This is a genomic window from Motiliproteus sp. SC1-56 (genome assembly GCF_017309075.1).
Taxonomy (GTDB): Bacteria; Pseudomonadota; Gammaproteobacteria; order Pseudomonadales; family Balneatricaceae; genus Motiliproteus.
In genome coordinates this window covers 40438-65425 of sequence record NZ_JAEMGS010000014.1, presented here as the reverse complement: position 1 = coordinate 65425, position 24988 = coordinate 40438, and the positions used below count along the sequence as shown (strand labels likewise).

General features: G+C 62.6%; 28 protein-coding genes. 10 read left to right on the top strand and 18 right to left on the bottom strand.

Annotated features, from left to right (window positions below; translation table 11 throughout):
* The first annotated feature begins 103 nt into the window (after window positions 1-103).
* Window positions 104-703, top strand: coding sequence for an HPP family protein (locus JGZ97_RS14885; RefSeq protein ID WP_207063462.1), 600 nt, complete (start codon window positions 104-106; stop codon window positions 701-703).
* 14 nt (window positions 704-717) lie between these two features.
* On the opposite strand, the gene nhaR is transcribed toward JGZ97_RS14885, so the two are convergent.
* The 14 genes from nhaR to JGZ97_RS14815 form a co-directional block, all read right to left on the bottom strand.
* The gene (nhaR, locus tag JGZ97_RS14880) at window positions 718-1689 is read right to left on the bottom strand and encodes a transcriptional activator NhaR (RefSeq protein WP_242521807.1); all 972 of its coding nucleotides are present in this window, start codon (window positions 1687-1689) and stop codon (window positions 718-720) included.
* 27 nt (window positions 1690-1716) lie between these two features.
* Window positions 1717-2640 carry a universal stress protein gene (locus JGZ97_RS14875; protein WP_207063461.1) on the bottom strand — a complete coding sequence of 308 codons (924 nt, stop codon included), beginning with the start codon at window positions 2638-2640 and terminating at the stop codon, window positions 1717-1719.
* A gap of 17 nt (window positions 2641-2657) precedes the next feature.
* Complete coding sequence (locus JGZ97_RS14870) at window positions 2658-4283, bottom strand: proton-conducting transporter membrane subunit (RefSeq protein WP_207063460.1); 1626 nt, start codon at window positions 4281-4283, stop codon at window positions 2658-2660.
* Window positions 4283-5779: a complex I subunit 5 family protein gene (locus JGZ97_RS14865; RefSeq protein ID WP_207063459.1), complete on the bottom strand. Its 1497-nt coding sequence runs from the start codon at window positions 5777-5779 to the stop codon at window positions 4283-4285. Before JGZ97_RS14865 ends, JGZ97_RS14870 begins: the two co-directional genes overlap by 1 nt.
* Window positions 5776-7236 (bottom strand): complex I subunit 5 family protein, encoded by a 1461-nt coding sequence (locus JGZ97_RS14860; protein WP_207063458.1) that lies wholly within the window; start codon window positions 7234-7236, stop codon window positions 5776-5778. Before JGZ97_RS14860 ends, JGZ97_RS14865 begins: the two co-directional genes overlap by 4 nt.
* Window positions 7233-7544 (bottom strand): NADH-quinone oxidoreductase subunit K, encoded by a 312-nt coding sequence (locus tag JGZ97_RS14855; RefSeq protein ID WP_207063457.1) that lies wholly within the window; start codon window positions 7542-7544, stop codon window positions 7233-7235. Before JGZ97_RS14855 ends, JGZ97_RS14860 begins: the two co-directional genes overlap by 4 nt.
* The gene (locus tag JGZ97_RS14850) at window positions 7545-8492 is read right to left on the bottom strand and encodes an MnhB domain-containing protein (RefSeq protein ID WP_207063456.1); all 948 of its coding nucleotides are present in this window, start codon (window positions 8490-8492) and stop codon (window positions 7545-7547) included.
* Complete coding sequence (locus JGZ97_RS14845; RefSeq protein WP_207063454.1) at window positions 8489-8779, bottom strand: monovalent cation/H(+) antiporter subunit G; 291 nt, start codon at window positions 8777-8779, stop codon at window positions 8489-8491. The genes JGZ97_RS14850 and JGZ97_RS14845 overlap by 4 nt, the downstream gene beginning before the upstream one ends.
* Complete coding sequence (locus tag JGZ97_RS14840; protein WP_207063453.1) at window positions 8772-9029, bottom strand: monovalent cation/H+ antiporter complex subunit F; 258 nt, start codon at window positions 9027-9029, stop codon at window positions 8772-8774. Before JGZ97_RS14840 ends, JGZ97_RS14845 begins: the two co-directional genes overlap by 8 nt.
* A gap of 8 nt (window positions 9030-9037) precedes the next feature.
* Entirely contained in the window at window positions 9038-9499 is a 462-nt protein-coding gene (locus JGZ97_RS14835) for a Na+/H+ antiporter subunit E (protein WP_207063452.1), read from the bottom strand.
* 561 nt (window positions 9500-10060) lie between these two features.
* Entirely contained in the window at window positions 10061-11683 is a 1623-nt protein-coding gene (locus JGZ97_RS14830) for an NAD(P)-binding protein (RefSeq protein WP_207063451.1), read from the bottom strand.
* On the bottom strand, window positions 11680-12681 hold the full coding sequence (locus tag JGZ97_RS14825; protein WP_207063450.1) for a thiamine pyrophosphate-dependent enzyme: 1002 nt from the start codon (window positions 12679-12681) through the stop codon (window positions 11680-11682). The genes JGZ97_RS14830 and JGZ97_RS14825 overlap by 4 nt, the downstream gene beginning before the upstream one ends.
* A 13-nt stretch (window positions 12682-12694) precedes the next feature.
* The gene (locus JGZ97_RS14820) at window positions 12695-13948 is read right to left on the bottom strand and encodes a transketolase C-terminal domain-containing protein (RefSeq protein WP_207063449.1); all 1254 of its coding nucleotides are present in this window, start codon (window positions 13946-13948) and stop codon (window positions 12695-12697) included.
* Window positions 13949-13963: 15 nt separating this feature from the next.
* Complete coding sequence (locus JGZ97_RS14815) at window positions 13964-14527, bottom strand: 2-oxoacid:acceptor oxidoreductase family protein (RefSeq protein WP_207063448.1); 564 nt, start codon at window positions 14525-14527, stop codon at window positions 13964-13966.
* A gap of 485 nt (window positions 14528-15012) precedes the next feature.
* Between JGZ97_RS14815 and arfB the strand changes: the two genes are divergently transcribed.
* On the top strand, window positions 15013-15426 hold the full coding sequence (gene arfB / locus JGZ97_RS14810) for an alternative ribosome rescue aminoacyl-tRNA hydrolase ArfB (protein ID WP_207063447.1): 414 nt from the start codon (window positions 15013-15015) through the stop codon (window positions 15424-15426).
* 32 nt (window positions 15427-15458) lie between these two features.
* Window positions 15459-15830: a translation initiation factor Sui1 gene (locus JGZ97_RS14805; RefSeq protein ID WP_207063446.1), complete on the top strand. Its 372-nt coding sequence runs from the start codon at window positions 15459-15461 to the stop codon at window positions 15828-15830.
* Here the strand turns inward: JGZ97_RS14805 and JGZ97_RS14800 are convergent.
* Window positions 15827-16282, bottom strand: coding sequence for a hypothetical protein (locus JGZ97_RS14800; RefSeq protein ID WP_207063445.1), 456 nt, complete (start codon window positions 16280-16282; stop codon window positions 15827-15829). The two genes, JGZ97_RS14805 and JGZ97_RS14800, sit on opposite strands and share 4 nt — an antisense overlap.
* Window positions 16279-17163 carry a diacylglycerol kinase family protein gene (locus JGZ97_RS14795; protein ID WP_207063444.1) on the bottom strand — a complete coding sequence of 295 codons (885 nt, stop codon included), beginning with the start codon at window positions 17161-17163 and terminating at the stop codon, window positions 16279-16281. The genes JGZ97_RS14800 and JGZ97_RS14795 overlap by 4 nt, the downstream gene beginning before the upstream one ends.
* A gap of 208 nt (window positions 17164-17371) precedes the next feature.
* On the opposite strand from JGZ97_RS14795, the gene ppk1 reads away from it, so the two are divergent.
* From ppk1 to yfbR, 3 genes are all read left to right on the top strand, one after another.
* Window positions 17372-19441, top strand: coding sequence for a polyphosphate kinase 1 (ppk1, locus tag JGZ97_RS14790; protein ID WP_207063443.1), 2070 nt, complete (start codon window positions 17372-17374; stop codon window positions 19439-19441).
* A 67-nt stretch (window positions 19442-19508) separates the two neighbouring features.
* Window positions 19509-19679, top strand: a complete 171-nt coding sequence (locus JGZ97_RS14785; protein WP_207063442.1) for a hypothetical protein — start codon at window positions 19509-19511, stop codon at window positions 19677-19679.
* Window positions 19680-20309: a 5'-deoxynucleotidase gene (gene yfbR, locus JGZ97_RS14780; protein ID WP_370584076.1), complete on the top strand. Its 630-nt coding sequence runs from the start codon at window positions 19680-19682 to the stop codon at window positions 20307-20309. It abuts the gene before it with no gap.
* 62 nt (window positions 20310-20371) lie between these two features.
* Here yfbR and JGZ97_RS14775 read toward each other — a convergent pair whose 3' ends face one another.
* Entirely contained in the window at window positions 20372-21253 is an 882-nt protein-coding gene (locus JGZ97_RS14775; protein WP_207063441.1) for a hypothetical protein, read from the bottom strand.
* Between the two features lie 147 nt (window positions 21254-21400).
* Complete coding sequence (locus JGZ97_RS14770; protein WP_207063440.1) at window positions 21401-21988, bottom strand: gamma-glutamylcyclotransferase; 588 nt, start codon at window positions 21986-21988, stop codon at window positions 21401-21403.
* 153 nt (window positions 21989-22141) lie between these two features.
* Here JGZ97_RS14770 and JGZ97_RS14765 point away from each other — a divergent pair, with 153 nt between their 5' ends.
* The 4 genes from JGZ97_RS14765 to JGZ97_RS14750 all read left to right on the top strand — a co-directional run bounded on the left by JGZ97_RS14765 (window position 22142) and on the right by JGZ97_RS14750 (window position 24968).
* The gene (locus JGZ97_RS14765; RefSeq protein WP_207063439.1) at window positions 22142-22990 is read left to right on the top strand and encodes a MoxR family ATPase; all 849 of its coding nucleotides are present in this window, start codon (window positions 22142-22144) and stop codon (window positions 22988-22990) included.
* A 3-nt stretch (window positions 22991-22993) separates the two neighbouring features.
* On the top strand, window positions 22994-24169 hold the full coding sequence (locus JGZ97_RS14760) for a VWA domain-containing protein (protein WP_207063438.1): 1176 nt from the start codon (window positions 22994-22996) through the stop codon (window positions 24167-24169).
* Between the two features lie 155 nt (window positions 24170-24324).
* A complete protein-coding gene (locus JGZ97_RS14755) occupies window positions 24325-24525 on the top strand; it encodes a hypothetical protein (protein ID WP_207063436.1) in 201 nt (66 codons plus the stop codon).
* Window positions 24522-24968: a tetratricopeptide repeat protein gene (locus JGZ97_RS14750; RefSeq protein WP_207063435.1), complete on the top strand. Its 447-nt coding sequence runs from the start codon at window positions 24522-24524 to the stop codon at window positions 24966-24968. The genes JGZ97_RS14755 and JGZ97_RS14750 overlap by 4 nt, the downstream gene beginning before the upstream one ends.
* The last annotated feature ends 20 nt before the right edge of the window (window positions 24969-24988 follow it).

Genomic DNA, 24988 nt, shown 5'->3' with positions numbered 1-24988 from the left:
AACATCCGCCCTCCCCAATAACTTAGTATCGAGCTAGGTTATTGACGGAGGAAGCACAATGTTTGCCATCCATGATCGACAGGGTCTTAAGCACCGCGGAACGTTGGAACAACTCAGACAGAAGAAACAACCGGTACCCCGACAGCCCCGCACGCGCCGCAGTTTCTGGGATGAGCCCGACGCCTCGTCACCCTTGCTGGCGTTCACCCAAACAGATGACGGTGCCACCCGTTTCAGCCAGGCTGAGACGCTGTATCGGCGGATGTTGAACCTGCGTATCAATGAACCGATCGTCCACGTGCACCAAGTGATGTCCGAGTATGTCTACACCCTGTCGCTTGGCGAGACGTTGGCCGATGCGCGGCGACGGATGTGTGAGTACCGGGTCGAGCAGATGCCGGTAGTTTGTCCTGAATACGGCGTGGTCTCGCTGATCACGCGGCGAGATATCGAAGCGCTGCTGATTGACGAAAGGCTGACTCTGGAAGCGTTAACGCGCCGAAGCGTCGATACACGGATGCCGGAAGAGGTGATCACAACCGAGCCGGTGGCGTCGATTCGACGGGTGGCCCAAGTGATGTCCGACTACCAGCAATCGGCGATGCCTGTGGTCGATGACCGTAACAAACTGGTCGGTATTATCACACGTGGCGATATTTTGCGGGTATTGGCCAAACAACCCAAGTTGAGCCTCTGGACCTGAGCCAAAAGGACTCGCTAGCTTTCCAGCCAGTGACGAGCGCTTTGTGTTATCACACTCACAGCAGGGTGTTTTATTCGTTTTTCGGCTGAAATGACATAAAAACGCTCGACCAGGTCATCGGTGCGACCGATGACTTCGACCCCATACTTGTCCAGTACGTCCTTTTCAACCGCTGTGGGGGAGCTGAACACACCTGCGCCGCGCTCACCAAAGGCTTTCATCAACGCACGGTCGTCGAACTCGGCTGCGATGACCGGCTTTAGACTGCGTTTTTCCAACCAGCTGTCAAGATCACGCCTGAGATTACTGCCGTTACTCGGCATCAGCATCGGGGTCCCGTCCAGTGAGGCGGGAAAGTCCGCTTTAAGCTCTTGCGTGAGCTTTGGGGTAGCAAAGAAGCTGATGGTCGACTCCCCCAGTAAGTGATTGTATGCCTTGACGTTGAAGGTCGGGTTGAGTTGGCTGTCGGCGATCACGATATCCAGTTTGTGGACCGCAAGCTCCGCCAGCAGATCAACCAGCGGCGCTTCATGGCAAAGCAGTTGTACCGGTGGCTTCAGCTGCAGCACCGGTTCCAGTACCCGGTACGCGAGTAGTTTTGGCACCACCATTGCTATCCCAACCCGAAGGCTCTGGGTGGTGCCACTGCTGCCGGCCAGCAGGTCCTGTAGCTCCAGTCCGATGGCGAACATTTCGTCGGCGTAACTGAATACGGTCTGACCAATATCGGTCAGCGCCAGGTTGCGGCCGTCCTTGCGAAACAGCTTGCTGCCGATCTGCAGTTCCAGCTCCCGCACCTGGCCGCTGATCGTTTGCGGGGTAAGGCACAGGGTTTCTGATGCCCGGGTAATGGAACCGGCACTGGCTACTGTCCAGAAATACCGCAGATGTTTCAGGTTGATGCGTAGGTTGTTCATCCGTCCCTGCCCCGACGGTTTGCGCTCCGTGGCGTGTCGATGCGCGTTGACGTCGATGCGCTTTAGCATAGCTGCTTTGATCCTTTGCTTTCGGGCTTAGTGGGGCGTGACCGGTGACACGAAGCCGCTGGGTTTGACTGCCAGTACCGAACAGCCGCTGCGTTGTAGTACTTCCTCGGCGGTGTTGCCGATTATGAAACCGGGAATGCCGGTACGGCCGACGGTTCCCATGACTACGAGGTCTGCGCCAATTTTCTCTTTGATCCGGCTAATTACCTCGGTGGGGTTGCCCTTGGCGATGTGGATATCTGCCTCGGGGGGGGCTAGCGAATGCCGCTGCAATAACTGGGCGACAGCCTGACTGTGCTCGATCCGCGTCTCCTCCAATAGCTCCTCCAGTTCGACATTGCCCATGTTGAATCCGCCGTCACGCAGCATCGATTCGCCGTAGAGCTCCCAGGCGTGCACTACAGCCAGGCGTGCGCTATGACCGCGGGCGATTCTGGCCGCCATGTCGATTACTTTGTCAGCGCAATCGTCATTGCCACTGATGGGGTCGACTGCTGCTAGCACCGTGCGGTAGGGGACCGCGTCGCTGCTACGGTCGATCCAGACCGGACAGGGACACTTGCGCAGCACGTGCATGTCGTTGCTGCTAAGGGGCCGGTGACAGCCATGGCGAGCGGGCTTGATCAGCAGGTCATGCTGCTGCTCGACGACTGCGCGTATTGCTTCGATGAACCCCCAGCCTATTCTGACGTCGATGCGAACCGGGTAGGTCAGCGGCGGCAGATCGGTGAGCAGCGCTTGCAGCTCCTGTTCCTGATACCGCTTGACGATTTCGTTCATCCCGAGGCCCAGGCGAATCCTGATCGCGGCGGGCGAGGGCTGATTACTGATTACATCCATCACCGTCAGTCGCCCCTCGCTGCTGCGGGCCAGGCTGATCGCGCGCTCCAGCGCCGGGTTCATGGTCAGGTCGCCGTCAGCGAAGTAGAGAATGTTGCGGATTGGTTTCATGGCGTCCTCCTAGAAGGTCAGGGTATATCGAGCAGCAGGGTTGCCAGCAGCAGAAGCACTGCCAGCGGAAGAACCGCAGTGACGCTGCGATCGCCACTTAATAACGGCCAGCCAAATTGCAGCGCCCGCAGCCGGTTTAGTCCGCGAGTGCCGACATCCGGAAACCGCTGCCACCGGGTGAATACCGCGCGGTGGCGCACGGATGGCAACAGCTCGATCAGATCACCCGGGGGAACCCTGCCAACCAGGCGGGTTAGCGGCGGCAGCGGATAGGTTATCAGCAGCAACGCGCTGACGACGCCGGCTAGCCACCAGCCTGCCGAACCGGCGGACAGTTCATCGAAAAACAGCAACGGCACCAGGGTTGCGACAGGCAGCAGAACTAGCCAGGGCGCGATGCCGGCATCGATGGCACCGGTGCCGCGATGGGTATTGGCACAGTGCAGAAAGCGCAGCATCAGCCACGGCGTGGTGAAGGCCATCAGGGTCAGCAGCAACAGCAAGGTGTCGGCTGCGCGGCTGTCGGTGAACAGCAGTTCGGTCAGCGCGGTTTTTGCAGCGGCGCCGGCGCCGTAGGGGGCACCACTGATGACCGCAGCCGGCAGCGCCAACAGCAACAGCAGCCAGTGTTCGGCGTAGCGTTTGGTGATGCCGACACCTATAAACAGCGCGCCCTTGTTGAACCCGTGGAATACGGCGTAGGCCGCTACCACCATGATCAGTTCAGGGGCGGAACCGGGCTCAATCAGCGCGACACCAAGCACCGCGCTCAGCAGGCTCATCTTGCTGATGCTCGAATAGGCCAGCACCACCTTAGGATCGGTCTGGGTCAGACCAATAACGGTGGCAACCAGTGCACCGGCTGCGCCAACGCCGATAAAGAGCCAGCCCCATAGGGGCAGGGCCTCTGTACCCATTGGTAAAAAGGTGATCCAGCCGAGAAGGGCGGTCTTGATCATTGCACCGCTCAACATCGCGCTGGCGCCCTCTGGGGCGGCTGGGTGGGCCAGTGGCAGCCAGACATGGAAGCCTAGTAATCCGGCCTTGGTGGCGAAGGCGGCAAACAGTAGCCCGATCTCCAGCGCCGACCCGCCTCTCAGCTGTTCCGGCGAGGGAGCCAGAGTACCAGTGCGCTGATGGAGCAGCAGAAGCGCCACCAAGAGGATAAATTCAGCCATCAAGGTCATCACCAGATAAACCCTGCCGGCCCGCCGGGCCGAGCTGCTGCCGCTGTGAACCACCAGTCCATAGCTTGCCAGCCCCATGGTGGAGAACCCCAGATAGAAGCTGATCATGTCGGCACTGACTATCAGGCCGATGTTGCCTGCCATGGCGAGTGCCATAAACAGGCGCAAGCGTGCTGAGTGCGGGTGCTCGTGGTCGTTCATCACCGTGTGCAGGCTGGCGATAGACCACAGCGCGGCGGCAGCGATCAGAAACAGCTGGCGGGCCGCATCTAGCTTCATCTCCGTACCCAGCAGTAGCCAAGGGAGGCTCAGCACGCTGTCCAGCGGTAGCGTCAACCCTGCCAGCAGCGCCGGCAGCGGCGCCAAAACCAGCAGCCAGCGACCGCTCCGGGGCAGCAGCACAAGCGGCGCCAGCAGCAGCGGTATCGACCAGGCAAAAAGCAGCAGAAGCGTCACTATCGGTACTCCCTGGTCGCGATCAATTCAACCCACTCCAGCGGGCTGAATGGCGCGGCGGCAAAGGTACCGACCAGCACCGCCAGCGCGGCGGTCACCATCGGCGGCCATTGCAGTGAGGGGCGGGTTTCGCCGCGGTGATGGGTGTGGTTCTCCAGCGGCCAGGGACCGGCGGGAAGAAACCAGGCGCGGTAGAGAATGGGTAGGAAGTAGGCTGCATTCAGAGCGCTGCTTGCCAGCAACACCGGAATTACCCAGGCACCGGCCCCGGCTTCCAGTGCACCCAGACCCAGGTACCACTTGCTGAAAAAACCGGCTACCGGCGGCAGACCGATCATGCCTAGAGCGGCCACGGTAAAGGCGGCAGTGGTCACAGGCATACGTCGGCCTACTCCGTTCATCTCGCTGACACGGTGGACGCCGAGGGTCTCGGCATAGTTGCCTGCGGCGAAAAACAGGGTGATTTTCATGACACCTTGGTGCACTAGGTGCACCAGCCCGCCGATGGTTGCCAGCGGCCCGAGAATGGTGGCCCCCAGCGCGATGTAGGAAACCTGGCTGACGGTGGAGTAGGCCAGACGTTTCTTTAGGTGATCCTGGGACAGCGCGCGGACCGAACCGTAGATGATGGTAAAGGCGGCCAGCGCCCCGAGGGGCATCAGCACGCCCAGTTCGCCAGAGAATTCGACACCGTACACGTCATAAACCACCCTTACGATGCCAAACGCGCCGGCCTTCACCACCGCGACGGCATGCAGCAGCGCACTGACCGGTGCCGGTGCCACCATCGCCCTAGGTAGCCATCCGTGCAGAGGAAACAGCGCGGCTTTGACCCCCAGCCCGGCTACCAGCAGCAGGAATATCCATCGCAGCGCATCCGGGTCCAGACCCGGGATATCACCCAGAATTCCGCCCTGGGCAAAGTCCAGCGGGCCGGCCAGGGTGCGCAGCCAGACGGCGCCAGTCAGTAGCAGGACACCGCCTGCCAGGGTGTAGCCCAAGTAGATCCGCGCCCCGCGGATCGCTTCCGGCGTGCCTTTATGGGCTACCAGGGGATAGGTCGCCAGCGTCAGCGCTTCGTAGAAGATCACGAAGGTAAACAGGTTGCCCGCCATCGCCAGCCCTACCGTGGCGGTGACGCACAGACTGAAGAACCCGAAAAAGCGACTGCGGTCCGGGGAGTGCTCCAGATAGCCGATGGCGTAGATGGTTGTTACCAGCCAGAGCAGGGTGGACAGGCTGACGAACAGCACCGACAGGGCATCAGCGTGCAGCACGAAGTCCAGGCCCGGCGCCAGTGTCCAGCGGAACTCGAACAGCAGCTCCCTGTAAACCCCCCAGATCAGACCGGCCACCAGTAGCAGCTTGGTGATCGCGCCGATCAGATTCAGCGCGGTGCGAAGTCGCTGGCGGCTTTCGTCCAGGCTGAAGATGATCAGCCCCGGTACCAGGGAGCTCCAGAGGATCAACAGCGGCAACCAAGCATTGGTGCTCATCGCTGCACCTCCGGGGGGGATAAGGACAGCGTGTCCCATACCGGCGAGGCCGCAAAACCCAGTCCAAAGGTGGCCAGTACGGCGAGTAACAGCGCCGGTTGTTGCAACGCCAGCCTGCATGTCGGCAGGGCTGGTTCGGCCGCTGCAGTGGGCGCAAAGGCGGCGCCCAACACCCGCACCAGATAGGCAGCGGCCAGCAGGGTGCCGACCAGTGTCACCAGCATCCACCACCATTGACCGCTGACCAGGCTGCTACTGATCAGCGCCCATTTGGCCAGAAAGGCACCGCTCGGAGGCAAGCCAACCAATGCCACACCAGCCAGGCTGATGGCGAACAGTGTGACCGGCAGTTTGCGGGCACTGCCGCCCAGGCGGTCAATCTCGTCATGTCCCAAATGTTGTTGCAGCGACCCGATGCCCATGAAGAGGGCCGCTTTGGCGATGCCGTGGCTGACAGCGAGCAGCAGCAGTGCGCCGTAGGCAAACTGGCGGGTATCACCCTCGGGCAGCGCCATCACGATCGGTACGAACATGAACAGGTAACCCATCTGTGACAGGGTGGAGTAGGCGGCCAGCAGCTTCAGTCGGGTGGCGCGAAACGCCTGCCAGGAACCCCAGATCACCGCAATAGCGCCCAGCAGACCAATCAGCGTGGCAAAAGCGCTGGTGACGACGGGCGTGAACAGTTCGAACCATAATCTCAGCAGCAGGTAGAAGGCGACTTTTACCACCAGTGCTGACAGTACCGCGCTGACCGGTGCCGGTGCGCTGCTGTGGGCGGCGGGCAACCAGAAGTGCAGCGGCACCAGGGCACACTTAATCATCAAACCGCTGCTCAGCAGAACCAGCGACGCGAGGCTGGCCGGGCTGCTCGAAATCAGTGTGCGAAGCGCAGACACGTCCAGCGTGCCATATTCGGCGTAGACAAGGGCCACCCCGGCCAGGTACAGCAGAGAACCTATCAGACCCAGCAGCAGGTAGCGCAGCGCCGCTTCCAGTGCCTCGGCTTTGGCGGCGCCAACGGTGCACAGTGCGGCAGCCGACAGTCCCAGCAGCTCCAGCGTGACGTACAGGTTGAACAGGTCACCCGAAAGCAGCAGTGCATAGAGGGCGCTAGCGAGCAGCCACCAGAGCGGCCAGAGTCGGTAGCGGGCCTGTGAGTCACAGAAGTAGAACCGGGCGTACAGGGTGGTGGCAAACTGCACCAGGGCGCAGAGCAGTACCAGCCAGCCGGCGAGCGGATCGGCCCCCAACGCTATCCCCAGCCCCGGAGCCCAGCCGCCCAGCGCGTGGCTGAGCGAACTGCGGGAGGGCAGTTCTGTAACCAGGAGTACGCTGGCAACCAGTTGAATCATGCTGGCGACCAGGGACAGCTGATCACCGCCGCGTGGGTGCAGCAGACAGGCGAGGGCCGTCATCAGCGGCAGGGTGGCGATCAGTACCAGCAGCGAGCTCATGAAGAATCCCCTTCGCGCCGATGGCTGCTATTTCGCAACTCGTCGAGTTTGCGGCCGATGGCGATGGCGAGGCCCGAGGCCGCTACCGCGACCACGATGCCGGTCAATACCAGCGCATGGGGAATCGGGTCCGCCGCCTGACACAGTCCGCGATAGGCCAAGGCAACCAAGAGCAGAAATAGCCCGACACCGCTGATATTGATGGCGATGATTCGTCCCAGCAAACTGTCGTCGCGCAATCCGGCGACCAGACCGAACACGAATATCAGTGCGCCTGTGGCGGCAAACATCAGCTGTGCCTGTTCCATCTAGATCTCCCTGTCCCGGGAGTCACCGGCAACCGGCCAATCCCTGAGGGGATGGCCGCCGAGATAGACCAGTGACAGCATGGTGGCGATCGACAGCGTGGCTCCGGTCTCGATCAGCAGGATCAGCGAACCGGCCCAGGCCAAAGGGTACTGCAACAGGGCTTGTCCAAACGCCAGCTGCACCAGCCCCACCGACAGAAACAGCAGCAGGCCCAGCGCCAGCAAGCCGCGTAGCTGCGCAAGGCTGAAGGGGGGCAGGCGCACCCCGCCACCAAGATGCAGCACCACCGTTGCGGCTGCCAAAACGGCACCGGCCTGAAACGCCCCGCCCGGCGCAAAGGCGCCGTTCCAGAGCAGATAACCCGCGGTCAGGATCAGTAGCGGCAGCAGTATGCGGATCAAAGTGTCGGCCAGCGCTCCCGCATGGCGGGGCGCTTTTCGAGCGGGCGCAAGGTTGAGCACGCCGATCGTGGCGCATAGCAGCACGGCAAGCTCCAGCAGGGTGTCCCAGGCACGGAAATTGAGTAGCACGGCCGTGACCGGGTGGCTGACGCCGGCATCGCTCAATCGAGCGGTCACCGCCAGACTCGGGTCTCCATCGACGACCGGCAGCAGCGTCGTCAGTACTGCGATCAGCACGACAGCCAGCAGCGCAGCCAGCAGCAGTGACACCCACTCGATGAGGCGGTCGGCATCGCGCTTATGTTCGGTCGGCTGTGCGGTCGGCAGGGCGGCCAGCAGCAGCGCACCGGTTAACCCCGCGCCGATGGCGGCTTCTGCCAGAGCCAGATCGGGCGCCTGCAGGCGTGCCCACACAATGGCGGTCAACAAACCGAAAGCGATAAAGAAGATTACTCGGCGACGCAGAGTGGCGGCAAACAGGGAGCCTGCTGCCAACGCTATCATCAGAGCACAGAGGGTCAGATCGACCACCCACCAGAGCATCATCGACGTGACTCCCAAACGCAGTGGTGGGCTATCAGGTAGCCGTTGGTGGTGCTGGAGCACAGAATCAGCGTCCAGATCGCCAACAGTTTCAAGCCGTCGATCCAGGTCGGCTGGATTAGCGCCAGCCCAGCGGCGAGCAGGCCAAACCCTAGGTTGTCGATTTTGGTCAGCGCATGGAGGCGACAGAGCGGATCTGGCAGGCGCAGCAGCGCCAGGGTGCCTGCGGCAAAAACCACTATCGCGCTTAGCAGCAGCAGTGCCGTGATCAGCTCGCCTGGACTAAACATCGCCACGCTCCCGCCGGGTAACGGACAGCACCGTGACCGCCGCCAGCAGTGCCAGCAGCAGTGCCACATCGATCAGCGCAGGCTGTTCAACCAGCGTAGCCAGCAGCAGCAGCGTGCCGGTACCGCCCGTTCCCAGTAACTGAATGCAGAGGATGCTGTCGACTTGGCTGCGACACAGCGCGAGCCGCAACAGCGCAATGGCGATGATGCCGATCAACAAAAGCAGCAGTCCCGGCAGTAACCACGCCATCAGCGGGCTCATGAGGCTGCCCCCGCGTTTCTATCCATCCAGAGCTGTTCGATCAGATGGCCAAGCCGGTCGAGTTGCGGCTTATGATCTCTTCCCAGGTCAACCACATGCATAGAAAATTGGTTGCCGTGAGCGGAGACCGCCAGTGTGCCAGGCAACAAATTGACGCAGCTGATAAACAAGGTTCTGGCAGAGCGGTGGGGGAACTGGCGGCTATAGTCGATGAAACCGGGCGTTACGCGAACGTGGGGGCCGCAGGTGCGGCTCGCAATGTCCCAGGCGCCGCGGAGGGTTTGCTCGGTGAAATAGCCGGCAAGGCGAAGCAGCCCGATGACCGACAAGCGCCACTGCCCGGGGCGGCTGAGATAACCGACAAGCCATGATGCGGCGCCGATACAGGGCAACCCTATCAGTAAGCTGGACAGATCAAAGTCGGCCAGCAATAACCAGATTAAGGTTAGCGCCAGCATCGTGACCGCCTGGCTACGCCGGCTGTAGCGCTGTGTCGATGAACGGCTGCGGTTTACCATTGTTGACCTGCCTGCAACTGATAATCAGATACACGACAGTTATACGGACAATTAAGGATCGTAAAAAACGATTTTTAACTGCTTATAATTCGTTTTTTTCGATCTTTTGCAGTGGTGGGGGAGAAGGCATGGAGGCGATTGTTCTCCTGCTTCACCTGACTCGTCTCTGGTAATGGGAGCCTCAAGTGAAACTTTGTCGCAAGTTCTCCACCCTGATCAGAGAAACTATCGTTCGCTTCCATGTCGTTGGTTAATAGGGGCTATTGAATTTCCCGCAGGGCCTAAGGGGCCATTTTGGGGAGCGGGTCATGGAAGCTGTCGCGGGTCATCGCCACATTGAGACGGCACTCCAAACTCAAGAAGGGCGGAAAGGCGCTGCTTGCGTTCTAGCTTTCAGGCTCACCGCGGGGTGTCGCCGGGACCATTTGATGAGGGCAGAGCGGCTCACGGGGCCAAAAAAAACCGGGCCACTGGCCCGGTTTTTTAATGCGGTTTCTCGGCTTAGATATCCTCGGGCACCATCTCGATCGACCCGCAGGGGCACTCGGCGACGCAGATGCCGCAGCCCTTGCAGTAGTCGTACTTGAACGCGAACCCTTCGCCGGGCCCCAGCTTGGTGATGGCGTTGTCGGGGCAGACACCGTAGCAGTTGTCGCACTCGAAGCAGTTGCCGCAGCTCATGCAGCGGCGGGCCTCGTACTGGGCGGTCTCCTCGTCCAGGTTACCGACCACCTCGGCAAAACCGGACTGGCGACGGGCCACGTCCAGTACCGGGCGCACGGAGCGCGGGGCGTCGGAGTAGTACCAGGTGTTCAGCTCGCCGAAACCGGCGTCGTCGTGCTTGGCCGGGGCGACGAAGATCTCGCCGCGCAGGAAGGCGTCGATATTCTTTGCCGCTTTCTTGCCGTGGCCGATGGCGACGGTGACGGTGCGCTCGGAGGGGATCATGTCGCCGCCGGCGAAGACGCCCTTGGCGCCGGTCTGCATGTCCTTGCCCACGAGCACCACGCCGCCCTTCACCTCGACGCCGTCGAGGCCGTTCAGCGGGCCCAGGTCGACGGACTGACCGACCGCCTGCACCAGCACGGTGGCCGGTACGGTCTCGGTCTGGCCGGTGCCGACGGGGCGGTTGTCCTCGCCGGTGACCATGACTTCAAGCTCCAGCTCGCCGTTCTTGACCGCCTTGATGGTGCGCAGGCAGGCCAGTTGCACGCCTTCTTCCAGCGCCTCGTGAATCTCCAGCTCGTGGGCGGGCATCATGTTGCGGTCGCGACGGTAGACCACGGTCACGGAGAGGGCACCCATGCGGGTCGCGGAGCGGGCCACGTCCATGGCGGTGTTGCCGCCGCCGTAGACCACCACGTGGCCGTTGAGATCGGGCAGCTGCTCGTTCTCCAGGTCCTTGAGCACGGTGGCCGCGTCAAACATCGGTACGCTGCCGTCGGTGGGCAACTCCACCTTGCCGCCCACCTGGGCGCCGACGCTCAGGAAGCAGGCGTCAAAACCGCCTTCCTTCATGGTGTCGGCAACGCTGGTCACCGGGCTTGCGGTCTTGATCTCAACCCCCAGCTTCTCGATGCGGCTGATCTCGCCGGCCAGCTTTTCCCGGGGCAGACGGTACTTGGGAATGCCGTAGCGCAGCATGCCGCCGGCCTTGGGGGCGGCCTCGAAGACGGTCACGCTGTGGCCCAGGCGGCGCAGGTGGTAAGCCGCGGACAGCCCGCCGGGGCCGGCGCCGATCACCATCACTTTCTTGCCGGTGTCGGGGGCGCACTCCACGGTCCAGCCGTGGCGCAGGGCCTCGTCGCCGATGAAGCGCTCGACCGCGTTGATGCCGACGGCCTCGTCGACGTCCTTGCGGTTACAGGCGCTTTCGCAGGTGTGGTAGCAGACCCGTCCCATGATGGTGGGGAAGGGGTTGTCCTGCATGATGGTCTTGAACGCCTGCTCGTAGTTGCCTTCCTCGGCGTGGAACAGCCACTGCTGAATGTTCTCGCCGGCCGGGCAGGTCTTGTTGCACGGCGGAATACGGTCTACGTAGCGGGGGCGTTCGGTGCGCCAGCTGCCGGTGTGGTTGACCAGGCTGGTGCCGACGTCGAGGGTAATTGCAAACGGCTTGTTCATTCTTCGTCTCCCTTCTCTTCCAGCAGGTCGAATTTGACGATGTTCTTGTCGGCCAGGGCCTGCATGCCTTCCAATTGGGCTTCGTTACCGGGCTTGAACATGTGGGCGAAGCGGCGCTGCAGCTTCAGGTAGCCGTCCACCTTGGCCGGCTTGCGCAGCTTGGTGGAGTCGGTGATCTCGCCGTGCTCGGCCTCGAACAGCGGCCAGAGTCCGCACTCGGCGGCCATGCGGGCCAGCTTGATGGAGTCGCAGGGCTTGGAGCCCCAGCCCAGGGGACAGGGGACGAAGATCTGGATGTAACGGGCGCCGCGCATGCTCATCGCTTTGGTTACCTTGCGCTCCAGGTCGTGCAAATCGTGCACGGAAGCGGTGGCGACGTAGGGGATGCCGTGGGCCATGGCCACCAGGGGCACATTCTTGCCCTGGCCGAACTCGTTACCCGGGTTGGGGCCGACCGGCATGGTGGTGGCGGTGCGGGCCGCCGGCGGGGTGGCGGAGGAACGCTGCACGCCGGTGTTCATGTAGGCCTGGTTGTCGTAACAGATGTAGAGCACATCGTCGTTACGGTCGAACATGCCGGACAGGCAGCCGAAGCCGATGTCGGTGGTGCCGCCGTCGCCGCCCTGGGCGATCACGCGGACCTCTTTCTTGCCCTTGACCCGCTGGGCGGCGGCGACGCCGGTGGCCACGGCCGCGGCGTTGCCGAACAGCGAGTGGATCCAGGGCATCTGCCAGGCGGTCTCGGGGTAGGGGGTGGTGAACACCTCGAGGCAGCCGGTGGCGTTACAGGCGATCAGCTGGTTGTCGGTGGCGCGCATGGCGGCATCGATGGCGAAACGGGCGCCCAGGGCCTCACCGCAGCCCTGGCAGGCGCGGTGACCCGAATCCAGGGCGTTGGAACGGTCCAGGCTGGCCTGGACGGTGCGCTGCTCCTGGTCCAGCAGGCGGTTGCCGACGGTGTAGGTGCCGGTCTGGTAGTACTTAACCTGTTGAGTCATTGATCTTTCCTCCTTACACCTTGCTGGCGGCAACGGCGCCGATATCACGCAGGATGTTCTCGGCGACGGAGCCGGAACACTCGTCGAGGCGCTGGCGCTCAAGCTCGCGCTCCACCACTTCCTGGTTCAGGTCGAGGAAGTGCAGGCCTTCCAGCTTGTCGGCCGCGGCCTCGTTGAACAGGTTGTGCAGGGACGTCTGGGTGATGGGGCGACCACCGAGGCCGGCGATCACGTTGTAGACCGGGACCGGCTGAGTGGAGAGCGCCATGCGCACGTTGGAGGCGACCATGCCGCCCATGCCGACGGCGAAGCACTTCTCCAGCACCACGATGCGCTTGGCATTGGCGCAGGCCTTGCGGATCTCGGCGATGGGGAAGGGGCGGAAAGAACGGATGGCTACACAGCCGATCTTCTCACCCTCTTCGCGGCGCTGGTCGATGACGTCCTTGATGGTGCCGATCACGGAGCCCAGGGAGATGACCAGGGTCTCGGCGTCTTCGGCCTTGTAGGTGCTGATCAGGCCGCCGGAGTCACGACCGACGATTTCGGCGTACTCCTGGGCCACCTGGGGAATCAGCTCCAGGGCGTCCATCTGGCGGCGGTGGGCCAGGTAGCGCACCTCGGTGAAGGCCTCGGGGCCGACCATGGCGCCCATGGAGACCGGGTTGGCCGGGTCCAGCACCTGACGGGGATTAAAGGGGGGCAGGAACTGGTCGATCTGCGCCTGCTCGGGCATGTCGATGCGCTCGTAGGCGTGGGTCAGGATGAAACCGTCCATACAGACCATGACGGGCACGGAGAGCTTTTCGGCGATCTTGAACGCCTGAATGTGGACGTCCACCGCTTCCTGGTTGGTCTCGCAGAAGAGCTGGATCCAACCGGCGTCGCGCATCGACATGGAGTCGGTCTGGTCGTTCCAGATATTGATCGGCGCGCCGATGGCGCGGTTGCCCACGGTCATGACGATGGGCAGGCCCATGCCGGAGGCGTTATAAACCGCTTCGGCCATAAACAGGATGCCCTGGCTGGCGGTGGCGGTGTAGGTGCGGGCGCCGGCGGCGGAGGAGCCGATGCCCACGGAGAGGGCGGCGAACTCGGACTCGACGTTGATGTACTCGCAGTTCTCCAGCTGGCCGGATTTCACCATCTCGCCCAGTCCTTCCACGATGTGGGTCTGGGGGGTGATGGGGTAGGCGCAGATCACTTCGGGGCGGGCCAGGGCAACAGCCTCGGCGACTGCCATGGAACCTTCCATTTGCTTCAACATGGTCGCTCCTCCTTCTTACTTGAACGCTTTGGCGTTATCAAAGGCTGCCTGGGCGGCAACCACGTTGGCTTCACCGACCTTGCCGGGGAACTTCTTGCGGATCGCGGCGGTGACCGAGTCCAGCTCGATGGTGCCGCAGGCCCGGGCCAGGGCGGCGATCATGCAGGCGTTGGGTGAGGGCCGGCCCACGTGCTGGATGGCCAGCTCGGTGGCGGCGATGGTCCAGACATGCCCCTCGGGAAGCTGGCGGGCGGCGTCTTCGATGCCCAGCTCCGCAAGGCTCTTGGCGGTGTTGATGATCAGGTAACCGTCGGCCTTGAGGCCGGCGAACACGTCAACCGAGTTAAACAGAGAAGGGTCCTGGACCAGCAGGGCGTCGGGCTCGAGCACCGGTTCGCGCAGGCGGATCTCCTTGTTGTCTATGCGGCAGAAGGCGACCACGGGGGCCCCCATGCGCTCGGAGCCGAAGCTGGGAAAAGCCTGAGCGTGTTTATCTTCCAGAAAAGCGGCGACCGAGAGCATTTCAGCTCCGGAAACGGCTCCCTGTCCACCTCGCCCATGGATGCGTACCTGGAACATCGGGACTGTCCTCCTAAGTGTATGTACGTTGTCCGGGGGCTGGCGCTTGAGCCTGCTCGGTGGCGGCCATGTTGATTCATCGGCGCTAGCGACCACCCGGTGCGCCAGTGTCACTGGCATGCGTGTTCTGCGTTGACGGCAGCAAGGGAGGGCGGGCCTCCACGACGAACCTTCCTGTTCGTGACCGCGCTTGCTGCACCAGGCCCTTCGATAAAGAAGGGGGAAGGAGTTACTTAATCCGCAGACTAAGTAGGGGTAGGAGTGTACTTAAAAAAAATAGGTGTTTGTAGTTTTGCTACATTAAAGTTATTTATGGTTTGGATAAGGTGCGACTTTTGGCGAGTAAGTCCGTTGGTTCTGGTGCTTTTTTGAACGTGTTTTGAAAAAAAACTACATGGTTTTCCGCGCTATCCCGTATGCGTTGAAAGGCTAGAGGCCAGCGGGCGGCTCGTTTATCCTGTGCGTTTCGAAAACGCGGGGGCAGAATGTTAGTTATTTCCAACCAGGTGAGCCTGGCGGAGCGGGAGATCGAGATCGAGGCGATCCGCGCCCAGGGGGCCGGCGGGCAAAACGTCAACAAGGTGGCCAGCGCCATTCACCTGCGCTTCGATATCCACGCCTCCTCGCTGCCTGACTTTTACAAGGAGCGGTTGCTGGCCCTCAGGGACCAGCGCATCAGTAAGGAGGGGGTGCTGGTGATCAAGGCCCAGCGCTTTCGAACCCAGGAGAAAAACCGCGAGGACGCCCTGGAGCGTCTGCGCGAGCTTATTTGCAGCGTTGCCCGGGTGCAAAAGAAGCGAGTTGCCACCCGGCCCACCCGGGGATCGCAGACCCGGCGCATGGACAAGAAGAGCCAGCGGGGCCAGGTGAAGGCGCTGCGCGGGCGGGTCCGGGACTGATTTCGGCACGGCCAATACCGAGGAACACCCAAATGAAAAGCCTGAAAGATCAACTCAAAGCGACGGGACTGGTCTACTCCACCGAACACGGTCGCATGTGCCCTGGCTGCGGCGAACCGAAAGACGCCTGCATCTGCGGGCAGGAAGAGCGCCTTCCCGAGGGGGACGGCATCGTGCGGGTCAGCCGAGAGACCAAGGGGCGCAAGGGCAAGGGCGTGACGCTGGTGCGCGGGGTGCCGCTGACGGCCAGCGACCTCAAGCAGCTGGCCCGGGAGTTGAAGCAACGTTGCGGGACCGGCGGCTCGGTAAAGGACGGGGTGATCGAAATCCAGGGGGATCAGCGCGACTTGCTGGTGTCGGAGCTGGAGGGGCGCGGCTTCAAGGTGAAGCGGGCCGGTGGCTAGCGCTCTTCGGGCGCGGCTCCGGGGACCAGCTGCAGCAGGCGCTGGCGGCACTGGCGGGCATGGGCGCCCAGTGCCGCCAGGTCCTGCTTGAGCGGCTCCGGCCAGTCGTTGGCGGCCTCGACCGCATCAATTTCGTGCAGCCACTCGGCATCGGCCGTCAGCAGTCGATGCACCACCGATTCGGCACCGGCAAGGCTCTTGTACCAGCGGTCCACCAGGGTTTCCAGCCATTCCCGCTCCGGGTTGCCGGCCTTGGGCAGGCCCCCTTCTTGCAGCACGGTTTCGCGGAAGTGCTCCATCAGGTTTTCCCGCTCGCGGGCGACCTCCCCCAGCGCGTGTTGCAGTGAATCCGGAAGGTGGTCCAGTGCCGCTCCGTCATGGTAGCGCTCGGCGAGTTCAAAGCCGCGACTGCTGATGCCGTACAGGCGCACATTGTGTTCGTGATCGATCATGGGGCTCCTCGTCTTGGAGTAAGGGTAGCCGATGAGCGCGGGCAGAGGACCCTGAGCGCCCCCGGCTCCACGTAGCAGAGGTGGGGAACGTGGGGCAGAGCCTCGCCGTCGGCGCTGACGGCCAGGTGTCTTCTCTGGGTCTTGATCTCCACCTGTTCCACCTGTTCCACCCGCAGCAATTTGGGGCTGGTCGACAGCCCCAGCCGGGCCGGAAACACCGCCAGTGCCAGCTGCCGCAGGGGGCGCTCGCGCAGGGCCACCAGGGTCAGTTTGCCGTTGCGCAGGTCCGCCTGCTCGATACGGTGGCCGCCGCCGAAACAGGGGCCGTTGGCGATGGCGATCTCCAGCCAGCGGCCATAGAGGCTGCTGCCGTCGAAGCGGAGCTTGCCCTTGAAACCGCGCCGCTTCACCAGTCGTCGCAGCAGTTCGCGCAGGTAGCTCCAGGGCCCCCAGCGGCGCTTTTCCTGCCCCGTCAGGTAGAGCGAGACCTCGGCGCCGAGGCCGATATGGGTCACATTGAGAAACAGCAGCCCGTCCAGGCGGCCGACATCCACCCGGCTCTCCTCGCCTTCTGCCAGCAGGGCGACGGCGCTGGCGGCGACGATCCCCAGGCTGCGGGCAAAGTCGTTGGCGGTGCCGGCGGGTAGAATCGCCAGCAGGGCGCCGCTGCTGACGCAATGACGGGCAACGGCGCTGACCGTGCCATCGCCGCCCAGGGCGAGCAGGCAGTCCGCAGGCTCCAGCTGTGCTTGCCACTCGCACTGATCCAGGTGGTAGGGCCCTTCGAAGTGAATGCCGGCGGCCCGCAGTTGCTCGAGCCAGGGGGCCAGGCGCGCGAGGTCGTTGCACAGACCGGGGTTGGTGATCAGGTAGCGCGTCATTGCGAGGGTTTCTCCAGCCCCGAAGCGATGGGATCAGGCCTTCACTTTAGTGTATCCGCAAAGCTGGAGGCCACCGGGGCCGGGCGTCGTTATCACTGGCTATTGCCGCACGGGGCGCCATTGCGCGTAACCGGCCGCGTTAGCGGATGAACTATGCTGAAATTTGGCGTGGGGCCGTTGGCGTCCCCCCGGTCAGACGTGTGAAATCATGCCCAAGACGATCGACCTCAGTACCCCGGCGTTATACATCGACAAGGAGTTGAGCTGGCTCGCGTTCAACGAGCGGGTCCTGCAGGAGGCTCAGGATAAGCGTGTGCCGGTAATCGAGCGGATGCGCTTTCTGGGGATCTATTCCAATAACCTGGACGAGTTTTTCCGGGTGCGGGTGGCCGACGTCAAGCGTCGCAGCCTGCTGCACAAGGCCCACGGCGGGGATGCCGGCGCCGAGCGGTTGCTGGCGGATATCGAGGCCAAGGTGCTGCACCTGAACGACCAGTTCGACCGGATTCACAAGGAGATTCTCGGTGCGCTGCGCAAGCGCAGTATTTACCTGATCGACGAGAACGGCATCGCCGACCACCAACGCGACTGGGTCGAGACCTATTTTCGCAACAAGGTGATGGCGCATATCGCGCCGATCATCATGACCCCCAAGGTGGACCTGGTAGCCTGCCTGGGGGATTACTTCACCTACATGGTGGTGGATATCGAGAAGGGGGATGAGCACCAATATGCCCTGATCGAGGTACCCACCGAGGACTGCCCCCGCTTTGTGCAGTTGCCGGAGCGGAGCAAAAAGCGCAAAACCCTGATTTTGCTGGACGACATCATCCGCCACTGCCTGCCGCTGCTGTTTGGGGGCTTTTTTGAGTTCGACCGTCTGGCCGCCTACTCCATCAAGCAGACCCGGGATGCCGAGTATGACCTGAACGACGAGATCGATCAGAGCCTGATCGACAAGATGTCCGAGGTGATGAAAAACCGCACCAAGGCCGATCCGGTGCGGATCGTGTTCGACAAGGAGATGCCGGCCAAAATGCAGAAGTTTTTGAAAAAGAAGCTCCAGCTCTCCAGCTATGAAAGCCTGCTAGCCGGCAACCGCTACCGCAACTTCAAGGACTTTATCGGCTTTCCCAACGTGGGGCGGGATTATCTTGAGAACAGGGAGCTGCCGGCCCTGGTGAGCAAGGCGCTGGCCACGCGCAAGAACGCCTTTGAGGCGATCCGCGAGCAGGACATTCTTCTCTACTACCCCTACCACCGCTTCAACAACTTTACCGAAGTATTGCGCCAGGCGGCCTTCGACCCCCAGGTGGAGCAGATCAAGCTCAATATGTACCGGGTGGCGAAAAAATCGCGGATCATCGGTTACCTGGTGGACGCGGTGCGTAACGGTAAGAAAGTGACCGTGGTGGTGGAGCTGCGGGCCCGTTTCGACGAGGCGGCGAACATGGACTGGGCACAGCGCATGACCGAGGCGGGGATCCGGGTGGTGGTGGGTATCCCCAGCCTGAAAATCCACTCCAAGCTCTGTCTCATCGGGCGCCGTGAAGCGGGGGCGCTCAAGCGCTATGCGCACCTGGGGACCGGTAACTTTCACGAGGGCACGGCGCGGATCTACACCGACTTTTCGCTGCTCACCTGCCACGATGAAATCACCGAGGAGGTGGAGAACGTCTTTGCGTTTATCGAGTTCAGCTACCGCCGCTTTCATTTCAAGCACCTGATGGTGGCGCCCATCAATACCCGCCGCCAGCTGTTCAAACTGATCAACCAGGAGCTGAGGAACGCCCGCGAGGGGCGCAAGGGGGAGATCACCGTCAAGGTCAACAACCTGGAGGATCCGGACTTGGTGCGCATGCTCTACCGGGCCAGCCAGGCGGGAGTGCGCATACGGATGATCATACGGGGCATGTGCAGTCTGGTGCCGGGGATCAAGGGGGTGAGCGAGAACATCGAGATCATCAGCATCGTGGACCGCTTTCTCGAACATGCCCGGGCCGCGGTATTTCACAATAATGGCGATCCGCTGGTGTATATCGGCTCGGGCGACTGGATGCAGCGCAACATCGACCGGCGCATCGAAGTCTCGGTGCCGGTCTACGACCCGGTGCTGAAACAGCGGATCATCGATATTCTCGAGCTGCAATTTCGTGATACGGTCAAGGCGCGCCTCGTCGACGCCCGCCAGAGCAACCGGTATGTGCCGCGGGGCAACCGTAAGAAGATCCGTTCCCAGGTCGCCATCTACGACTACCTCAAGGCCGTGGAAGGCTGAGCCGGGAGCCGGGTTGACCGCCGCGGGCATTGTTTTTAGTCTGGGACTGGCGCAACAGGGGGGCCTCATGGCGTGGGTGGAGCTGGTTCCGCTGGGAGCGATTCTGCTACTGGCGGCCTGGATTTTTCTGCGGCCCTTTCCCGGGCGGCAAAGCGGCGCAGACCCCGGTGGAGCGTCTGAATCGGCCGATGGTTCTGCGGCAGAGAAAGGCGATCAGCATCAGGAAGAGGATAAGTAAGTGGCGTTGACCAGCCATTTTTTCGCCTACATCAACAAGATCCGCTGGGTTGCCCGCTGGGGGCTGAAGCGTAACACCATTCCCGAGAACGTGATGGAGCACAGCTGGGATGTGGCAACCATCTGTCACGCCCTGGCCCTGATCCGCAACCGTTTCTACGGCGGCGATATCGATCCCTACTACCTCGCCACCGCGGCTCTCTATCATGATGTCAGTGAAGTCATCACCGGCGATATGCCGACGCCGATCAAATACCACTCACCGGCGATCCGTGACGCCTACAAATCCATCGAGCGGGCTGCGGGTGAGGAGCTGGTCAGCCTGCTGCCCGAGGGGCTGCAGGAGGACTTTGCCCGGGTGATGATCGAGGAGCGCCTGGCGCCGGAGTACCGGGAGCTGATCAAGGCTGCCGACAGCCTGGCGGCGCTGCTCAAGTGCCGTGCCGAGCTCAAGGCCGGCAACGGGGAGTTTGCCCAGGCCTCCCAGTACGTGGAGGGCCGGCTTAAGGAGAGCAAACTGCCGGAGGTGCACTACTTCATGGAGGTCTTTGCCCCAAGCTACCAGCTGACCCTGGATGAACTGATGCACCACGGTGATAAGGGCAAGGGTGGGAGCTTTGTCGCCGGCTGAACCGGTGCTGCAGGCGAAAAAAAAACCGGGGATGAGCCCCGGTTTTTTTTGGCTAGGTCTGTTTAGCGTTTTTTGCCGCGGTTGATGACGGTGATGTTGTCCACCCCGAAGAGGCCGCTGTTGCAAGCCGATACCGGCTGGTCCTTGAGGGTTGCGCTCAGCTCCACGGGGATCACCTCGCCGTCGAGCAGGGGGCGTCCGAGCTGGGCTTCCAGAGCGGCGACCACTGCTTCGGTTTTGAACTTCAGGGTCATGTCCTCAACCCCGTCGCCGCCGTTGACGGCACATTCAAAGTTGCCGACCTGGCCTTGCATCGGAGCGCTCACGTCCTCGAAGTCGTAGCGTAGCGCCGGTACGCCGGCCAAAGTGATCGAGGCCGGGTCGATCTGCTTCAGGTCAAAGCCTTCATGGCCCAGAATGGCCACCGGCAGCACGCCTTTCTGGCCGGCATTCAACGGGTTCGGGCAGGCGCCGGGCTTGACGTCGATCGGCAGGGCCGCGCCGCCGGCAGCGACACCCGCGCCGACCTCGGTTTCGACCGCTACATCGTAGAAGCCGTGACCGAAGTTGCGTGAGCCGAATACAAAGGTGTATTTGGAGCCGCGTTTTTCCTTCTCTTCATAGTGCTTGGCAAAAGAATCGGCGAAGAGGAAGCCCTTGGCGTCCACCACTTCGCCCTCGTCAACCACCACCTGGTGGTTGGCGTTGTAGCGCCAGGTGGCGTCGCGCAGTACCTGGTAGGCGGTGATGTTGAAGCTTCCGCTTCCTTCCAGCGCCCCTTCCACTTTCAGAGTCAGGGGGTCGGTCTCTGCGACGCAGCTGTCCGTTTCCAGACTGGCGCAGACGTTGTTGTAACATTCTTTGATGGTTTCAGCGTTCAGGGTGGTGCTGAGTCCCAGGGTTGCGAGCGCCAGAACGAGCCCGTTGCGTGAAAGTCGTTGCATAATACTATCCCCCTCTCGGTCCCCTGCTGGAGACCGCAAGTCAGCTGGAAAATTGCAAAGCGACAGGTCGACGTGTCATTGGCCGCATCATATCTAAACACCCGTTTTAAAACCCTGACTTAAGTCAGGGTCGAGGTGATTGTCGGATCATTGGTGCCGATCGGGCAGGGCGTCGGCAACGGCTTGCAGGTGGGGATCCTGGATGCCGAGGGCCTGCAGGTGACGCAGGGTGTTGAAGAGGTAGTCCCGGCTGCTGCCGCTCAGCCCCTCAGCCCCGGCGACATGGTTGGCCGCCTGCGCCGGGCTGATGCGGCCCGCGTATTGTGGGTGGCCGTGGTCGACGATAAAAGTGAGCGCACGAATCCGGCGCCCATCGGCCAGGCGCATCGGGTGCAGCCGGGCCCGGTAGACGGGGGTCGGCATTTCCCGGGCGTAGAGGTAATCGGCCGCCGCCTGGCGATCCTTGGAGGCCACCCGGTAGGCCCGGCCGCGACAGGAGCCGCCCCGGTCCAGCCCCAGGACCATTCCCGGGGCTTCGGCCGTGCCCCGGTGCACGTGGGACCAGACGCAGAGTGCCCGGTGATAACCGAAGAGATGGGCCTCCTGGTGCTCCAGGTAATCAAAGCCCGGGTTCCAGAGCAGGGAGCCGTAGGCAAAAACCCAGAGGTCGCCCTCCGGCAGAGGGGGGCGGACAGCGTCGCGGTGGACGCTGAGCCGGGGGTGAATCGAAGTCATAACGCAAACCGTTTGGCCCGAGAGGCCACAGAATAACAGCCTCCGACGGGATTGAAACAGGCCGGGCCGGCACCGGGTGGGGGTGGGGACAGGCGGCAATGGCCTCTGGTAGACTGAAAAACCCACTGAAAGCCTCAATTAATGGAGTCACCCATGCGCTTTGAAGGGACCGACAGTTACGTCGCCACCGAGGATCTGAGTACGGCCGTGAACGCCGCCATCACCCTGCAGCGGCCGCTGCTGGTCAAGGGGGAGCCGGGCACCGGAAAAACCATGTTGGCCGAGGAGATCGCCCGCGCGCTGAATACCCCCCTGCTGCGCTGGCACATCAAATCCACCACCAAGGCGCAGCAGGGGCTTTACGAATACGATGCCGTCTCCCGGCTGAGGGACTCCCAGCTGGGGGATGACCGGGTTCACGACATCGCCAACTACATCCGCAAGGGGATGCTCTGGCAGGCCTTTACCAGCGACACCCCGGTGGTACTGTTGATCGATGAAATCGACAAGGCCGATATCGAGTTTCCCAACGACCTGCTGGTGGAGCTCGACAAGATGGAGTTCCACGTTTACGAGACCGGCGAGCAGGTGGTGGCGCGCCAGCGCCCCATCGTGGTGATCACCTCCAACAACGAGAAGGAGCTGCCCGATGCCTTTCTGCGGCGCTGCTTCTTCCATTACATCCAGTTCCCGGACAAGGCCACCATGGAGGCGATCATTCGGGTCCACTTTCCCGATATCCAGGCCAAGCTGGTGAACCAGGCGCTGGAGGTGTTCTTCCAGGTGCGGGAGGTCAGCGGGCTGAAAAAGCGCCCCTCCACCTCGGAGCTGATCGACTGGCTCAAGCTGTTGATGGCGGACCAGGTGTCAGCCGAGGTGCTGCATAGCCGTGATCCCGCCAAGGCGATCCCGCCCCTGTGCGGGGCCCTGCTGAAGAACGAACAGGACGTCCACATGCTGGAGCGGCTGGCGTTTATGGCCCGTCGTGAGAGCCGGGCCTGAGCTGTGCTGATCGATTTTTTCGGCGCCCTGCGCCGGGCCGGGGTGCCGGTCTCCATCAAGGAGCTGCTGACCCTGATCGAGGGGCTGCAGCGGGGGCTGGTGTTTGCCGACAGCGGGCAGTTCTACCTGCTGGCCCGCACCTGCCTGGTCAAGGACGAGAAGTACTATGACCGCTTCGACCGGGCCTTCGGTGCCTATTTCAAGGGGCTGGAAGCGCTGGACGGCTTTATGGAGGCGCTGATCCCGGAAGACTGGCTGCGCCAGGAGTACCAGCGGCTGTTCAGCGACGCGGAAAAAGCCGAGATCGAAGCCCTGGGCGGGCTGGAGAAACTGCTGGAGACCCTGCGCGAGCGTCTGGCCGAGCAGGAGGGGCGCCATGCCGGCGGTAACAAGTGGATCGGCACCGGCGGCACGTCGCCTTTCGGCCACGGGGGCTACAACCCCGAAGGGGTGCGGATCGGCGGCGAGAGCCGCCATCGCCGCGCGGTCAAGGTGTGGGAAAAGCGCCAGTTCCGTGATCTGGACGACGAGGTGGAACTGGGCACCCGCAACATCAAGGTGGCCCTGCGTAAACTGCGTCGGTTTGCCCGCACCGGCGCCGCCGAAGAGCTGGACCTGGACGATACCATTCGCTCCACCGCCGCCAATGCCGGTTACCTCGATCTGAAGATGGTGCCCGAGCGTCACAACGCCATGAAGGTGCTGCTTTTTTTTGATGTCGGCGGCTCCATGGACCCCTACGTGCGCCAGTGCGAGCAGCTTTTTTCCGCCGCCCGCAGCGAGTTCAAGCACCTGGAGTATTTTTACTTCCACAACTGTCTCTACGAACGGGTCTGGCGTGATAATCGGCGCCGCTTCGAGGAGACCACCTCCACCCTGGACGTGCTCCACACCTACGGACCCGACTACCGTGTGATCGTGGTAGGGGATGCCGCCATGTCGCCCTACGAGTTGCTCTATCCCCAGGGGAGCGTCGAGCATTACAACGAGGAGCCGGGGCAGCGCTGGCTGCAGCGGCTGATCGACACCTGGGAGCGGCTGGTGTGGCTCAACCCGACGCCGCCAGCCTACTGGGGCTATACCCAGACGACCCAGATGATCCGCCAGCAGGTGGGTGGGCGTATGTTCCCCCTGACCCTTGAAGGGCTCGAGCAGGCGATTCGCACCCTGTCCCGCTAGGGCGCAGCGATTCGGGTTCTGCTTAAGAAGGCTTGTGGGTCTTTGCGGCTAAAAAATGACCTATGTCAAATGAGAGTCATTTGCATTTGGGTGAAGGCTTCGATATACTGCGGCGGTTTTTCGACTTGGCGGGAGGGACCATGAAGAGAGCAGGCATGAAGCGCGGAACCCTGATGCGGACAGCGCTGATTTTGTTGCTGGCGCCCGTCACCGCGGCCCTGGCCGTGGCCACCGCGGAGTCTCGGGTGGTGGAGGTGGACGCCGCTCCCAGGGCGCAACCGCAGGTACAGCTCGCCCACCCGCCGGTGCTGCCTTTCTGTGATCAGCTCTGCAGCTCGCAAGGAGCCGCCCGATGAGCCGGGGCTGGTTGGCGCTGGCTCTCATCGCGGCCCTCTTTTCGGGGCCTGCCTCCAGCCTGCCCGCGCAGACTGCCGATGCCTCCGGCAGCGCCCAGCGCTGCTACGACTATCGTTACGGAGGTGACGGCCTGCTTACCGACTACCGGCAGAGCCTGAAACACTGCCGACAGGCCGCCGAACAGGGGAGCGCCAATGCCCAGACCCTGCTCGCCGAACTTTATTTTCTGGGCCTGGGCAGCGCCCAGGATCTGGCCGGGGCACTGCACTGGTACACCCAGGCCGCGCTCCAGGGCCACGCCCACGCTCAGCTGATGCTTCACGAGATGTACCGCCTCGGACTGGGCACTGTCCGTAATCCCCAAGCCGCCCGTTACTGGCTGCACAAGGCTGCAGTAAACGGTCACCCCCAGGCGCTGGCGTTCACCGCGACGGCCCCCTGAGCCCCTTCATTACAAGACGA

Bases quoted from the DNA above. Each gene is read 5' to 3' on its own strand.
- nhaR (WP_242521807.1), bottom strand. From the start codon at position 1,689: ATGCTAAAGCGCATCGACGTCAACGCGCATCGACACGCCACGGAGCGC.
- JGZ97_RS14875 (WP_207063461.1), bottom strand. From the start codon at position 2,640: ATGAAACCAATCCGCAACATTCTCTACTTCGCTGACGGCGACCTGACC.
- JGZ97_RS14865 (WP_207063459.1), bottom strand. From the start codon at position 5,779: ATGAGCACCAATGCTTGGTTGCCGCTGTTGATCCTCTGGAGCTCCCTG.
- JGZ97_RS14860 (WP_207063458.1), bottom strand. From the start codon at position 7,236: ATGAGCTCGCTGCTGGTACTGATCGCCACCCTGCCGCTGATGACGGCC.
- JGZ97_RS14855 (WP_207063457.1), bottom strand. From the start codon at position 7,544: ATGGAACAGGCACAGCTGATGTTTGCCGCCACAGGCGCACTGATATTC.
- JGZ97_RS14850 (WP_207063456.1), bottom strand. From the start codon at position 8,492: ATGATGCTCTGGTGGGTGGTCGATCTGACCCTCTGTGCTCTGATGATA.
- JGZ97_RS14845 (WP_207063454.1), bottom strand. From the start codon at position 8,779: ATGTTTAGTCCAGGCGAGCTGATCACGGCACTGCTGCTGCTAAGCGCG.
- JGZ97_RS14840 (WP_207063453.1), bottom strand. From the start codon at position 9,029: ATGGCGTGGTTACTGCCGGGACTGCTGCTTTTGTTGATCGGCATCATC.
- JGZ97_RS14835 (WP_207063452.1), bottom strand. From the start codon at position 9,499: ATGCTGGCGCTAACCTTAATCTGGTTATTGCTGGCCGACTTTGATCTG.
- JGZ97_RS14830 (WP_207063451.1), bottom strand. From the start codon at position 11,683: ATGAACAAGCCGTTTGCAATTACCCTCGACGTCGGCACCAGCCTGGTC.
- JGZ97_RS14825 (WP_207063450.1), bottom strand. From the start codon at position 12,681: ATGACTCAACAGGTTAAGTACTACCAGACCGGCACCTACACCGTCGGC.
- JGZ97_RS14820 (WP_207063449.1), bottom strand. From the start codon at position 13,948: ATGTTGAAGCAAATGGAAGGTTCCATGGCAGTCGCCGAGGCTGTTGCC.
- JGZ97_RS14815 (WP_207063448.1), bottom strand. From the start codon at position 14,527: ATGTTCCAGGTACGCATCCATGGGCGAGGTGGACAGGGAGCCGTTTCC.
- arfB (WP_207063447.1), top strand. From the start codon at position 15,013: ATGTTAGTTATTTCCAACCAGGTGAGCCTGGCGGAGCGGGAGATCGAG.
- JGZ97_RS14805 (WP_207063446.1), top strand. From the start codon at position 15,459: ATGAAAAGCCTGAAAGATCAACTCAAAGCGACGGGACTGGTCTACTCC.
- JGZ97_RS14800 (WP_207063445.1), bottom strand. From the start codon at position 16,282: ATGATCGATCACGAACACAATGTGCGCCTGTACGGCATCAGCAGTCGC.
- JGZ97_RS14795 (WP_207063444.1), bottom strand. From the start codon at position 17,163: ATGACGCGCTACCTGATCACCAACCCCGGTCTGTGCAACGACCTCGCG.
- ppk1 (WP_207063443.1), top strand. From the start codon at position 17,372: ATGCCCAAGACGATCGACCTCAGTACCCCGGCGTTATACATCGACAAG.
- JGZ97_RS14785 (WP_207063442.1), top strand. From the start codon at position 19,509: ATGGCGTGGGTGGAGCTGGTTCCGCTGGGAGCGATTCTGCTACTGGCG.
- JGZ97_RS14775 (WP_207063441.1), bottom strand. From the start codon at position 21,253: ATGCAACGACTTTCACGCAACGGGCTCGTTCTGGCGCTCGCAACCCTG.
- JGZ97_RS14770 (WP_207063440.1), bottom strand. From the start codon at position 21,988: ATGACTTCGATTCACCCCCGGCTCAGCGTCCACCGCGACGCTGTCCGC.
- JGZ97_RS14765 (WP_207063439.1), top strand. From the start codon at position 22,142: ATGCGCTTTGAAGGGACCGACAGTTACGTCGCCACCGAGGATCTGAGT.
- JGZ97_RS14755 (WP_207063436.1), top strand. From the start codon at position 24,325: ATGAAGCGCGGAACCCTGATGCGGACAGCGCTGATTTTGTTGCTGGCG.
- JGZ97_RS14750 (WP_207063435.1), top strand. From the start codon at position 24,522: ATGAGCCGGGGCTGGTTGGCGCTGGCTCTCATCGCGGCCCTCTTTTCG.